The organism is Streptomyces sp. NPDC021100 (genome assembly GCF_044333095.1).
Classification (GTDB): Bacteria; Actinomycetota; Actinomycetes; order Streptomycetales; family Streptomycetaceae; genus Streptomyces.
Genome location: NZ_JBIRQH010000027.1, coordinates 42,552 through 55,117 on the forward strand (window position 1 = coordinate 42,552; position 12,566 = coordinate 55,117).

7 protein-coding genes are annotated in these 12,566 nt (G+C 70.5%); 4 read left to right on the forward strand and 3 right to left on the reverse strand.

The features are described 5' to 3' along the window. Positions 1-102: 102 nt before the first annotated feature. From ACH4PU_RS32615 to ACH4PU_RS32625, 3 genes are all read right to left on the reverse strand, one after another. Entirely contained in the window at positions 103-1,071 is a 969-nt protein-coding gene (locus tag ACH4PU_RS32615; protein ID WP_398280364.1) for a hypothetical protein, read from the reverse strand. A 754-nt stretch (positions 1,072-1,825) separates the two neighbouring features. After that, complete coding sequence (locus ACH4PU_RS32620; RefSeq protein WP_398280367.1) at positions 1,826-2,209, reverse strand: fic family toxin-antitoxin system, toxin component; 384 nt, start codon at positions 2,207-2,209, stop codon at positions 1,826-1,828. Beyond that, entirely contained in the window at positions 2,209-2,448 is a 240-nt protein-coding gene (locus ACH4PU_RS32625) for a hypothetical protein (protein ID WP_398280370.1), read from the reverse strand. Before ACH4PU_RS32625 ends, ACH4PU_RS32620 begins: the two co-directional genes overlap by 1 nt. A gap of 474 nt (positions 2,449-2,922) precedes the next feature. On the opposite strand from ACH4PU_RS32625, the gene ACH4PU_RS32630 reads away from it, so the two are divergent. The 4 genes from ACH4PU_RS32630 (at position 2,923) to ACH4PU_RS32645 (ending at position 12,309) form a co-directional block, all read left to right on the forward strand. Continuing rightward, positions 2,923-7,821: an SNF2-related protein gene (locus ACH4PU_RS32630; protein WP_398280373.1), complete on the forward strand. Its 4,899-nt coding sequence runs from the start codon at positions 2,923-2,925 to the stop codon at positions 7,819-7,821. Continuing rightward, positions 7,818-8,336 carry a hypothetical protein gene (locus tag ACH4PU_RS32635; RefSeq protein WP_398280380.1) on the forward strand — a complete coding sequence of 173 codons (519 nt, stop codon included), beginning with the start codon at positions 7,818-7,820 and terminating at the stop codon, positions 8,334-8,336. The genes ACH4PU_RS32630 and ACH4PU_RS32635 overlap by 4 nt, the downstream gene beginning before the upstream one ends. An 848-nt stretch (positions 8,337-9,184) precedes the next feature. After that, on the forward strand, positions 9,185-11,311 hold the full coding sequence (locus ACH4PU_RS32640) for a hypothetical protein (RefSeq protein ID WP_398280383.1): 2,127 nt from the start codon (positions 9,185-9,187) through the stop codon (positions 11,309-11,311). Positions 11,312-11,664: 353 nt separating this feature from the next. Beyond that, positions 11,665-12,309 carry a hypothetical protein gene (locus ACH4PU_RS32645; RefSeq protein ID WP_398280386.1) on the forward strand — a complete coding sequence of 215 codons (645 nt, stop codon included), beginning with the start codon at positions 11,665-11,667 and terminating at the stop codon, positions 12,307-12,309. Positions 12,310-12,566 lie beyond the last annotated feature (257 nt).

Genomic DNA, 12,566 nt, shown 5'->3' on the forward strand with positions numbered 1-12,566 from the left:
ACTCCTCGAACAGCCGCCCACCGATCCCGTCCGCTTGAGCTCATCGGGGAAAGCGGCGGCAGGAGTTCGAAGGAGGGCATAGAGCCTCCAAGTCGTCTTCGGCTACTGAATATTGAGTCTGATGGGGTGGGTGGGGTCTGTCGGGCAGGTGAAGGCGCGGAGTTCACCGTAGCGCCCCACGCAGACGTCCGGGCCGTCGTCGCTGCTGTCCACGGTCAGGAACAACTGCATGCGGGTGCCGCAGGTGCAGTCGATGGGGATGAGGTCGGTGAGATGCCAGCTGGGCCAGCCGCCGGCCTTCCAGCCGGGGCGGCAAGCCAGCGTGCGGTGGTACTCGGCGCCACGGGCCTCCGCCCAGCGTTCGCCCTCGGCGTGGAGACCGGCGGGGAGGTCCTCCCGGTCGGGCAGGTCGGTGACCTCCACCGGGTCGAGGACGCAGGGCCGGGGCAGGTAGCCCCGGTCGGCCCGGTCCGGCCGCGGCGGGTCGAGCACTGCCTCCACCTCGGACGACGAGCGGTACCGCAGGGTGACCATGGGGCCCCAGTAGTGCGGCTGGCCCGGCGGGTCACTGTGCTCGGTCGGACACCACAGCATCTGCAGGACGTCCACGCCGTCCGGCCAGGGGAGCGCTGAGGGAACGTCCCGGGCGTACAGCTGCAGGACGGGCACCATCGGCACCCCCGGGCCGGAGGTGTCCTGTACCCAGCGCGTCCGCTCCCAGGCGATCATGTCGAGTGCCGAGGCACCCGCCATGATTTGCTGCTGGATCAGGGCCTCTTCCTTGGTGACCTCGTAGACCCCGCTGGGGTTCAGGCGCGCCCGTTCCTTCATGGCGCGGTCTATCCGCTGCCATATCTCGCGCTCTTCGTCCGTCAGCTTCTCGCTCACCTGCACCGCATGGGGCGCCCGGCACACGGGCCACGGCTCGTCGGCGGGCCAGAGCAGGGGGCCGCCGACGGAACTCTCCCGTACACCGGGAGTGCCCTCGGAGGGCCTCAGCAGCGTCGCGGTGCGGGCGTGGGCGGCGAAGGCGGGTACCTCGGCTATCAGGGACTCGGTGGATGCGGGCAAGACGTGCCTCTTTCGTGAGACTTCGGGCTTGCTGTGATCATGCCGCACGGGACTGACATCCGAGTCCCCGTCACCGTCGGGTCCTGGTGCGGCGCGAGTGCGCCGCGATAGGGAAGCTGAACGCTCAAGCCGTAGGCAACTTCCTTCACGGGGCGTCCTCCGTGACGCGGTTAATGGGACAGCTGTCGTGCGCTCCGCCTCCCTCTGCCTGTGCGGGCAGCGAGGACGGCGCTCGCACACCTAGGCCGCATCCGCTCGGCCGATGGTCGGGGGCAGGCCGGGGGATCGGAGCCGAGAAGAGCCCGACCACCAAGGCGCTCATCGTCCGACCCGCCTGAGACACCGGACAGCGCAACCCCCGGCCGGCCCGCGAGCACTGGCTCCCCCAACCCTGTGGCAGCGGGAAGCCGGTGCTCGCGGGCCACAGCGCTCGCGGGCCTGACATCCGCCACCAACACGGGCCCGCCCCCCGGGGGCGGGCCCGTGGACATCTCTCATGGAAGCCACACCATGAAGCGCAGCAGCCAAATCCTCGCCGTGACGCCCTCCTGACGGCGACCGGGTGCGCCGGCGGCAACGCCTCCGGGCACCACTCGGCTTCCGCGCCCTCAAGCCCGGTACCGGTCTCCAGCGCTCCGGCACCCCGATCCCCCGCGCTCCAGGCTCCCAAGGACGGCATCGCGCAGGCACATGCTCTGGTCGACGACAGGAACGCGATGGCCCGCCCCCCTCCCGGGGTTTCCCGGTCGCAAATCTAGTCGCAGGTGGCCTGAGGCCAGCCACGCAGTAGGGTTGCGATCCTCTTGGCGGTGCAGGCTGGATCGCATAGCAGGTCGCGCAGAGCGGCTGCGTCTTCACGGGTGGGCTTGACCGGGAGGCCTGAGGCCTCCAGGTACATCACGCCGGTCGCGGCGGCGACGGCAAGATTGGAACGCTCCAGCCATCGACAGCGGCCGAGGATGTGCACTAGAGCGGCGGCTCGGGCGTAGGGACCGTCATATACGGCTGTTTCCAGAAGCTCGGCGCGGTGGCAGGAAACCGCTGCCACTGGTACCCCATAATCGTCGGGCGCCGGGTCCCCTGCGCCTGCAAGCTCGGCAACTTGAAGGATCCACGGGACGTCGATGTGCAGGTCCATTACGCGGCGCGCGTCCCCGGTGCGTGGTGGTCCGTGTTCTCCGCTTCGTCGAAGACGGACTGGTGCTCATCGAGAAAACGCCGGGCGGCGTCCAGGCCCCGCTGCCTCAACCCTTGCGTGTCTTCCCGCACGAGGCTGGCGATGTAGTCGCCAAGGCTCAGGCCGCGATCAGCGGCACGGGCTTCGGCCAACGCTTTGATCTCGCCGTCGACGCGCGCGCCTAGCTGTGTCTTCGCCATGACCCGATGGTAACGCCTGTTACCGTACGTGCGCCATCTGCGCGCCCTTCGGCCCGGCCTTCGAGCGCCCCGAAGGGGTGCCCCGGTCGCGGTGGAGGCAACAGAAGCCGGGCAAGCAGTAACACCACAGGCACCGCCCCCGGCCTGCCGCGGCCGCTCATGTAATCCGGCCTGGCCGGGCCTTTCCCGTTTCCCAAGCGGCGGAACATGAGCCGGCGCGGCCCGCAACCTTGGATGCTGATTTCCGCCCGTTCGAGTGTCGTAACGGGCCCCCGGCGCGAGGGGGGCGCCTTCTTCAGCTACGGTCCTCCCGCGCGGTCTACGGTCCGGCGGTGACGGCACCGGTGAGGCGGCTTCCGCAGTGCGGTGCAGGAGCGGCAACGGCTGCTTACCTGCCATGGGGCGGGACAGCGGCGATCGCGTTCCGGAGGGCGGCCAGGCCGGGCCCGGGCCTGTGCAACCTAGGAGACCACGGTGTCAAAGCTTTCGGCGGAAGCAAGTGAGCTGGTCCGGTCCGGGAGTCTGCGGGCGCAGGGGGCATCCAGGCTGTCGGCGCCCCGCAGGGTGTCCGCCCTGGTGATGAAGGTGCTGGACGGCTCGGACATCGTGCGGGGCCGCCGGCCAGCAGTTGCGCGGGAGGTGGCTCGGACGGACAGGGCGGTGGCCCAAGCGCTGCGCGAGGGCGGTGTCTGGCCGGAAGAGCTGATGGCCGTCATCCCCTTCGCCCGCGAGCTGCCGCAGTCCTGCCGCCAGGCGTGGGCCATCTTGACCGCCGACCTGGGCGTGGCGTGGACGGCGCTGGAGGCGGTCGCGGAGCGCGAGGGCGTGGAGCTCGTGTGGCGCAGCAGCCGGATGGAAGTCGGAGGTGAGGTTGTTCAGCTGGCGCTGCGGGGGCCGGCCAGCGTTCTGGTGGGGCCGGTGGGTGTGGGTGCCGGTCAGCGGCTTGCGCTGCATCAGGCCGTGCTCGGCTTGTTGGAGAGACTGGCGCAGCTGGGCAGGGTCTGTCCGTCGACGTGGCCGGACCGTGCGCGGTGGCCGGGTGTGGAAGGGTGGCCTGCCGCGTCGGGGTTGGTGGAGACGGCTCCCGAGCCGCGGTGTGGCTCTGACCTGATGGCTGGGAAGGTGGGTGAGGGCAGGCAGGCCGGGGCCAGGGTTCTCCTTGATGCCTTTGAGGAGGAGGAGCGGCGAGCGCACCGTGATGTCTCCAGGGCCACGGCGCGGGTTGCCGAGCTGGAGGCGGTGATCGCGCAGGCGAAGCAGAGGCGAGAGCAGGACGAGCGGCGCCGGGCCGAATTGATGCGGCTGATGCAGGAGGCGCGGGCCCTGGAAGCGGGTGACGTGCCGGAAGCCGAGCGGAAAGCTCGGGAGGCGGAGCTTTTGGTCCGGGGGCGCGAAGTGCAGGCCGCGTTGGCGGCTTCGCACGCGCAGGCGCTGGCCGCCCCGGGGGTTGCGTGGGAGCTCCTGGAGAAGGATCTGCCGGACGGGGGCTGGGCCGACTTCGACGGTGTGGTGCGGTGCGTGGGCGCGGTGGAGGGGCGGTCGTTGTGGGCGGCTGAGATCCGCGGGCGGCAGACCGGCGAGGCCGGCGCCTGCCGTGTGCGGTTCGGTGAGAGCGAGGCGGGCGGGACGTATGTGTGGCGGGGCCCGGTGCGTCTGTCGCAGGACGACGCGCTGGATGCCGCAGCCCGGCTCGTCTGGAGCGACTGCCTCCGGACGCCCGTTGCGGATCCGTGCGGGCCGCAGCCGTGGCCGCCCCTGGTTCTTCCGCAGGAGACGTGGCCGTTGGTCACCGATCTGGCCGGCAGCGGCGCGCTGCCGCACTACCAGGTAGAGGAGCGGGGGGAGAGGCCGTTCACGGTCGGCCTGTCCTGCCAGGCGGGCGCGGTGCGCGTCACGGCCGAGGGGAGGGGGGTTACGCGTGCCGAAGCCCGGGAGCAGGGGGCGCGCGAGTTACTGGGTGTGCTGATGGGCGAGTTGGGGTTCGGGGGCGTTTCGTGGTCGCCGGAGGAAGCACAGGAGCGGCTTGGGTCCCTCGCACTGGAGCCGTGGCTTGGTGCGCTGAAGCGTAAGCCGCGGGCGATGCGCGGCGGTGGCGGGCGCTGGGTGGAGTTGTCCTGCCGGGTGGGCGGGGCGGTGGTGCGGGTGGATGCGGTGGCTGCTGGCGAGCGGGCTGCCGAATTGGCCTGCGCCTGGCTGATGGTGCAGCGGCTGGGACAGGGGCTGAAGGCTGCCGGGCAGGTGCTGGATCCGCGGCCGGAGGACGCGGCGGCCCTCCTGGTGGCACTGCGTGAGCAGGGCGTGCTGGAGGAGGCGGAGCTCCTCGACGGGCCGGGCGGGCGTGAGGCGGTGCTGGCCACCGTCGTGCTCGGCGGGCGCCGGCTGTGGGCGGCCGGCGTCGACGCCGGCCAGGCGGCGGGTGAGGTGCTGGCAGCGGTGCGCTGCTGGATGCTCGCCCCCCACGTGGCGCAGGCATCCCAGGCGGGCGCGCCGCACCCCGACTGGCTGGCCTCCCGTGCCGACCGGGCTGGCCAGGGTGCCGGTGACGGGAGCGTGGAGGGGCCGGAGGGGTTGCTCAGTGCTCTGCGGGCGGGGGCGCGGCTGTGCGCGGTGGCTCTGGACGGCGGCCTGGCGGCGTTCGTGGTCGTGCCGCCCGGCCAGGTCCGCGGCAGGGACAAGCAGGGCTCACGCTGGCGTCTGTGGTCTGAGCGCGGCCTGGTGCAGGTGCCGGGGCCGCCGCTGGCGGTGCCGGCCGTGGCCGAGGCCCTGGTCGGGCACGGGCCGGAGGCCGGGTGGGACGCGTCGGCGGTGGGATGGCGGGAGGTGCTGCGGTTCGGCTGTGAGGCGGTGGCCGCCGGGCAGGTGTGGCCCGGCGTGAGCGCGGACGGCGTGGCGGTGTGGCGGGTGGGCCCGTTCAGCGACGCTCAGGCCGGCGCGCTGCGGGCGCTGGCGCGGGCGCTGCCGCCGTGGGCCCACAGCGAGGCAGCCGGCGTCGGCAAGGGCGCGATGGCGTCGGCGCGGGCGACCATCGAGCGGGTCCTGGTGGCGCTGGCGGACGGCCTGGTCCGCGGCCCCGGCACCACGGCCGTGTGGGGCCCCTCGCCGCTGACTAGCCGGGCGGGCGGGACGGTCGCCGGCCCGGTGGCGCAGTGGCTGGAGGCGGTGGAGGAGATCGCGGACGCCGTTCCCCCGCCCGGGGTGGTGCTGGCCGTGCTGCCGCCGCCGCGGCCCCGCCGCGCGGTGAACACCCTGCGCGTCCAGATCCGGCTGCGCCCGCCCGGCCGGGCCCGACAGTTGGTGTCGCTGCCCGCCTTGCAGGAGCAGTTGGGCCGCGAGCACCCGGCGGTGCTGCGGGCCTTGCGGGCGCTAAGCAAGGCCGCGACGTGCTGGCCGGCGCTCCTCCAGGCGGTCCAGGAGCGGGCGGATCAGATCCGGGTGGCGCCAGGAGAAGCCGCGCTGCTGCTGGGGCAGTTGGGCCGCTCGCTGGCGCGGGCCGGGGTGGAGGTGCAGTGGCCGCAGCAGTGGGCCCAGCACCTGCGGCCCGTGGTGGTGGCCGGCGCGAAGACCGGAACCGGCCTGTCGCTGGGCCAACTCGTGGACTACCGCTGGCAGATACGCCTGGACGGCACGGTGCTCAGCGCCGAGGAATGCCTGCGGATCGCTGAGGCCGCCGGCACGCTGATGTGGCTGCACGACCGGTGGGTCCTCATCGACGCCACCACGGCACAGCGGGCCCGCGGCGGCTGGCTGCGCACCGGTGTTCCCGCGGGTGAGGCGCTGGCGGCGGTCCTGCTGGGGACGGTCGAGGTCGACACCGCACACGATGAAGGCGAGAGCGCGGAGCTGGTGGCCGAGGGCGGTCTGGGCGAACTGGCCGCGCTGCTGTCCGGCGACACCTTCCTCTCCATCGAGCCCCCCGAGCACTTCGCCGGACAACTGTGGCCCTACCAGCAGGAAGGATTGCAGTGGCTGGCGAACGTCACTTGCCGCTTCGGTGCGCTGCTGGGCGATGACATGGGACTGGGCAAGAGCGTCCAGGCGATCGCGCTGATGGCGCACCGGCGCCAGAGCGGCGCCTCACGAGGACTGCCGGTGCTGGTGGTCGCCCCGGCCTCCATGGTGCTCACCTGGGTACAGCAAGTGCAGAAATTCGCCCCCACCACGCCGGTGCGCACCTACCACGGTCCCGGTCGCAGCCTTGCCGCTCTCGAGCCGGACACGGTGGTGGTCACCAGCTACGGCACCCTGCTGCAGGACCGGGACCTCCTCGCCGGCCGGACGTACTCCCTGGTGGTCGCCGACGAAGCCCAGCACGTGAAGAACCCGGCCTCCCAACGGGCCCAGGCCCTGGCCCGGATCCCCGCACTGACCAGGGTGGGACTGACCGGCACCCCCATCGAAAACGGACTTAAAGACCTGTGGGCGCTGCTGCACTGGACCAACCCGCAGCTGTTCGCGTCGCTGCCGCACTTCATGCGCCGCTTCGGGGCCCTGGAAGCCGGCCCCGCCCCCGACGTCGCCGCCGCCATGAACCGCCTCGTAGGCAGAGTTCTGCTGCGCCGGCGCAAAACCGACCCCGCGGTGTCCCTCCAGCTCCCGCCCAAGATCGACTCCACCCACGCCCTCGAACTGACCCCGGCTCAGGTGGGCCTGTACACGCGCACCGCGCAGATGGCCATGGACGCCGTCCGCAAAGCAACCGGCCAAGAACGCTCCGGTCTGGTCCTGCGACTGCTGGCCCACCTGCGCCAGGTATGCAACTCCCCGCTGCACCTGAAGATCGGCGCTGCCGACTCCGGCCGGCTCACCGCGGCCCTGGACCGCTACGACCCGGACCGGGCCAGCCGCGAAGCATGCAAACTCGCCGCCCTGGACGACCTCGTGCCCGCCATCATCGACAGCGGCGAGTCGGTGGTGATGTTCAGCGAATTCCGGACCATGGCCATGCTGCTGCACCGCCACGCCGCCGCCTGGGGCCTGCAGCCGCTGCTCCACACCGGGGCCATGACCCCCGGCGAAAAGGACGCGGCCCTGACCGCCTTCCGCCGCCGCGCAAAACCACTGCTGATCGTCACCTACGGCTCCGGCGGGACCGGACTCGACCTCACCGTCGCCAGCCACGCCGTCCTCGTCGACCGCCCGTTCAACCCCGCACGCGTCGCGCAAGCCACCGACCGGCTTCACCGCCCCGGCCAGAACCGCACCGTCCACGCACACCACCTCCGCGTGGCAGGCACCGTCGAGGACAAGATCGACCAGATGCTGGCCCACAAGCTCGGCCTGCTCGACGCCCTGGACGCCACAGCAGTCCTGGACCCGACGGCACTGACCGACGAAGAACTCCACGACCTCGTCGCTCTGGGAGCCGCCCGATGACCACCCTCCGCATCCCCCCACCACGAACCCCTGCCGGAAAGTCGGCCACACAGCCCGACCAAGCGGCGGACACGGACCCGGCCGGGCTGACCACCTTCACCACAGCCCTCACCCGCTGGAAGACCGACCAGCCCACCCACCCCACCCCACTCACCCACACCAGCATGGCACCCACGCCCCGGCTCCTGCACGACCAGCAACTCCCCCCGCCTCCGCCCGGCCTGCCCACCCTGCCGGCATTGCAGAACATCGCGCAGGCAGCAGCCGGCCGCGCGCGCCGTCTCCTGGACGGCGCCCCCCTGCCCGACACAGAGCTCATGGACGCCGTCCACATCGGTGCCACCACCCCCGGCATCGACACCACCACCGCCTACCGCCTCAACATCGACATCGGCCACTGGCGCGACCTGGTGACCGCCCACCGGACCGGCGGCTGCACCGCCGTCAGGGTCATGACCAGCCACACATCCATCGAGCGTCGCGGCATTGTTGTTGCTGGGCGTGAGCAGGCGTGAGTTTGGTCTGGCCGGTGCTCGCCGGTGTTCACCAGGGCGTAGACGGTCGCACCGGCGAGTTCGCGGGCCACGGCCATCAGACCGAAGGCCCAGTTGGCGCGCAGCTGCAGGAGATGGCGGTCACGGACGCCCTTCCACACCGGCCGCAGCCCGCCACACCCGTCCGAGGTGAGGACATCGGCGACCGCGCCTCGGGCGCGTGGCCTGCCCGAGCGTGACCGCCACGTTCTGCCGCTCGGCAGCCAGCGCGGCGGACGCCGCCCGGAGGGGCCACCAGCGACCACCGGGCGCTCGGGCGGACGCGGCCCGCTGAGGACGGCCTACGCCGGTGCACTTTGTTCTATTGTCCCGCCGGATCGGCCTGCGTCATGGCTACGGCGTCGCGGGTCTGCCGGTGACGCTGTGGGAGAACGCGTGCCAGCCAGGGAGCCGACGCTCCCGCGGCGGTGAGCTTGGTGTACTCGCGGGTGGCGTCCCGGTCCTTGGCCAAGGAGCGGAAGCGGAAGCTGATGCCGGTCGAGCGGGCGGCAGTGGGCGGCGTGAGGTCAATCCAGCAACTGCGAGGGCGCACGCGCCAGGCGCATCGATGGCGCCCGTATGCGGCCAGGGGCCTCGCGAGCTCCGGCGGTCGGGGGCTGCCGTCCAATAGTCGGCGTCCTGTTTGCTGAATCTTGCTCCACTGCCGAACGACGAGAGGTATGGTGTGGCTCGGCAGAACTGCTGCCCCTGTCTGCACCCTGTGACCCGGACACGCAGGTGCATCGACCGACGGAAAGAAGCGGACGCTTCGTCAGTGCAATGAGCCTCGTCATCTGCCGGCGCGCCGGTCCGGGTTGTCGTGCCGGGGAATGAATATCACCGTGTCGAAGGACCAGACCGCACGCCTGCGCCAGACGTACACCGGCGAACCCTACTCGGCTGCCAAGAGCTGGTACCGGGCCAACGGCCTCTTCAACGGGCTCGTACCGGACGCCGCTCACCCCACGCAGCAGCGCCTGGAGGCTGCCGTACTCCGCACACTGGCCAGGCCTCGCCCCGGATCTCTACCCGCACCGCATGGCCCGGGGACACTCTTCGGTCTCTGCGGTGTCACCCCGGACCCTGAGCAACTGCTGTTGCGCCCTGCCGACGGGCAACTGCCGCACATCCTCTCTCGCCTCTTGCCTGCCCGCAGTGCCGACGGCGTCGTAGGGGTGCCGGGGCTGCGCGCCCGATACAGCCGCCGCACGGGCATGACCCTGAGCCGCATCGGTGATGACGCGGCCCTCACTGTCGGTCCCGATGGCGCCGGCCGCCTGCGCGGAACCGACGCCCAGGCGGCGCTCGAGGCTGCCCGGGCGCTTGTTACCGAGGCAGGCTTGGAACCGCTTTGGGAGGCCGGCACCCTCAAAGCGGGTGAGGACGCAGCATGGAAGCTGTTCGCTGAGACCACCACAGCAGAGGAAGCCGCGCTGTGGAGTCAGGCACTGCGCCGAACCGGTCTCTTCCTTACCGCCCGTCCTGACTGGACTGACCGGGCCCCGACGGCGGAAGAGGTGGCCGGTCCGGCGCCTGACCGGCTGCGGGCCCGACCGGTCGGGCCCGCAGGCGCCGACGGCCGGATCCGGGGCGTCATCGCGGTCACCCCGGCACTCGGTCGTGGCGGGCTCGGCTGCACAACCACAGCGCTTGCCGTGTCCGCGGCGCTGGCGCGAGGCGGCAGCCGAGTGGCGCTGCTGGCAGGCGCGAGCGACCCGAACGCCCCCTTCCGGCTGCAAGGTGGCCGTGCGCCGGCCGCGGGGGAGTGGCGCGACCTTCTCCAGCTGCCCCACAGTGGCCTGCTGCAGATCGGCGCCTTGGCGCCCTCGGACGACGAACTCGCCGCGGCCGCCGAAGACGACGATGACGCCGACACCGATCCCTCCATTGACTGCCGGCCCGCGCAGGAGCATCTCCTCACCGAGGCCAAGAACGCCTATGACGTCGTGGTGATCGATGCCGGCAACGCCTTCAGGCTGGCGCACCTGACCGAACTCGCCGACATCACATTGGCTGTCGTCCCCTACCAGAGGCACCACTGGTTCGACGATGAGGTCATCGACCGACGCCCTGACTGGGTCAAGTTCCTCGCCTGGCTGGACAGCCAGTATTCCCAGTACAGCGCCGTAAGCCGCGCCGAGACGCCCCTGGAGCAGCTGCTCACCTTCCTCGACGTCGCCTTCAGCTACTACGTCATGTGGCGAGGCTCTGATGGCGAACCTGCCGTCTACGACCTCGACGACCCCGAAGATGCTGAAGCCTGGTGGGGGGACTACGAGCACGCCGCTCGTGTCACGGACGAGGACTACGTCGAGCTGCCGCGGGAGGAGGACGCTCCTTACCTCGATGTCTGGCGCTCGGACTTCCTCGCTTTCCTGGACGCCGAAGGAGCCGCCCGCCACCCGCAAACGTGGTCAGAGGCCAGCGCCCAGTGGGCGCCTCGCAGCAGGCAGCGCAATGAGCAGGGCCTCCAGCCCGGCCAGTCCCATGATGGTCGCGACGTGCCTCGAACACGCTTCCTGCAGGACATCAAGGACGAGGCGCTTCACCGCTGGGGCGAGACCCTGTGGAATGAGCACCACCGTGTATGGGAGGCCGCCATTGAAGCGGGCGATGACCTCCTGTCTCCCTGGGGGCATCTGGTCGAGGCTGTCCAGCGGCCCCGGGCCGCCGTCGACATTGCTCGGCGCCTGACCGCTGAACTGGGTTCCGTGCCGTCAAGCCGCACCTGCATCATCGTCAACCAGTGCGAGCACAATCTGGGCTATCACGATCTTGTAGCTGTTCGGGAAGTCCTTCAGGATGAGGGCTTCGAGAGCGTGCTCCCTCTTCCCCGTCTGTCAGGCTTTCAGAGGCTCACGCACGATGCCTCCCAACTTGCTAAACCGGGCGGAGTAGAAGCAGGCGCCGCAAACCGTATCGCCCTGGCGGCCTCTACAGTGCTCCGTTGCCGATAGCGGGCGTCGGTCCCCCCACGCTGCCGCCGCCCTTTGATGGCGAAGGAGGGCCTGTGTGTGATCCAGGCCCTCCACAGGGGGTGCAACCGAAGCGAGGGGAACGCAGAACCCCGTTACTCGTCTCGACTGGCGTAGCGTGGGAGGCTCGGGCGAGCATGCGCCAGCGAGTTGAGGCGCTAAGAACCAGCCCAGATAAACCGGCCCGGGGCCCGTTCGCCTGCGCGCCGGTCGCCGCACCGCATACGGGCGCGAAGGCGACGCCGGGTTGGGACGCGGCAAGACGGTCGATCACCGACGTGAGAGCCGAGGACCAACAGCCCCGCGACACCGATCGACAAACGTAAGGTATGTCCATGTCACGTGAACGCATCGTTGCCGCTTTCGCTGCTGCCCCGCTCATACTTGTCGGCCTTACGGGTTGTTCCTCAGACTCGGCAGACGAATCCGGCATCTCTCTCACGAAACAGTTCAGTCAGGGAGAAATCGCCCAGGCGCTTCCTGGGGACGGCGAAGTCCTCCCAGGATGGGAGTCTTACCGGGGTAAGCGTGTGATTTCAGAGGGAATGTACTGCACGGAATCAGCGAACGACGCCTCACCTAAGGGCTGGGTGCGGGGCGGGAGCGCGTGGTTCATACTTAACGGCTCCACCAAGAACATGATGGAAATCGACGTCTGCACTTTCGATACCCCTAACAATGCCAAGAGCGCCTACACAGCATGGAAGGGAACAGAACCCGATAAGGAAAAGGCGCCTATAAAGGCGGTTGGCGACGAGGCGGTGCTAGTGGTGAACCCGGGTTTGAGTAAGAACTCGGTCGAGGGCTTCAGCCGCTCGGGCCATGTGAACATCCGGGTGAAGGTCCAGGGCACCGGAGGTGACACGACCGGCACTCAAGACATGCTCGCCGCTGTACTCGGGCGCTTGCAGCAGGTCCAGGACGGCAAGCGCGCCACGGTCACAGCGGGCGACGAATCGGCCGAGGAAGCGAAGAAATAGACCGCGCTCGGGACCCCCTCCGACAGAGCGTGCGGGTCAGTCGAACTGCCATTGCGTACATCAGCCAGTGCTCCAGGCGCGTCTTCATCGCCCAGCGGAACCCGGAGTATGAGCTCCGCTTCCCTACGTCTTCCCGGTGCGAGCGGTGAGGAGGGTTGGGAATGGGGCGGGGGACGAAGGTTGACGGCGCCGACGGATCTCGTCCGTGAGCGCCGCGCTCTTCCCACCGTCCTTCGTGCCGCTCGCCTTGGGCGCCG

What these genes read in the sequence shown, in the direction of transcription:
- ACH4PU_RS32640 (WP_398280383.1), top strand. Translation starts at nt 9,185, where the DNA reads ATGAATATCACCGTGTCGAAGGACCAGACCGCACGCCTGCGCCAGACG.
- ACH4PU_RS32620 (WP_398280367.1), bottom strand. Translation starts at nt 2,209, where the DNA reads ATGGACCTGCACATCGACGTCCCGTGGATCCTTCAAGTTGCCGAGCTT.
- ACH4PU_RS32625 (WP_398280370.1), bottom strand. Translation starts at nt 2,448, where the DNA reads ATGGCGAAGACACAGCTAGGCGCGCGCGTCGACGGCGAGATCAAAGCG.
- ACH4PU_RS32635 (WP_398280380.1), top strand. Translation starts at nt 7,818, where the DNA reads ATGACCACCCTCCGCATCCCCCCACCACGAACCCCTGCCGGAAAGTCG.
- ACH4PU_RS32645 (WP_398280386.1), top strand. Translation starts at nt 11,665, where the DNA reads ATGTCACGTGAACGCATCGTTGCCGCTTTCGCTGCTGCCCCGCTCATA.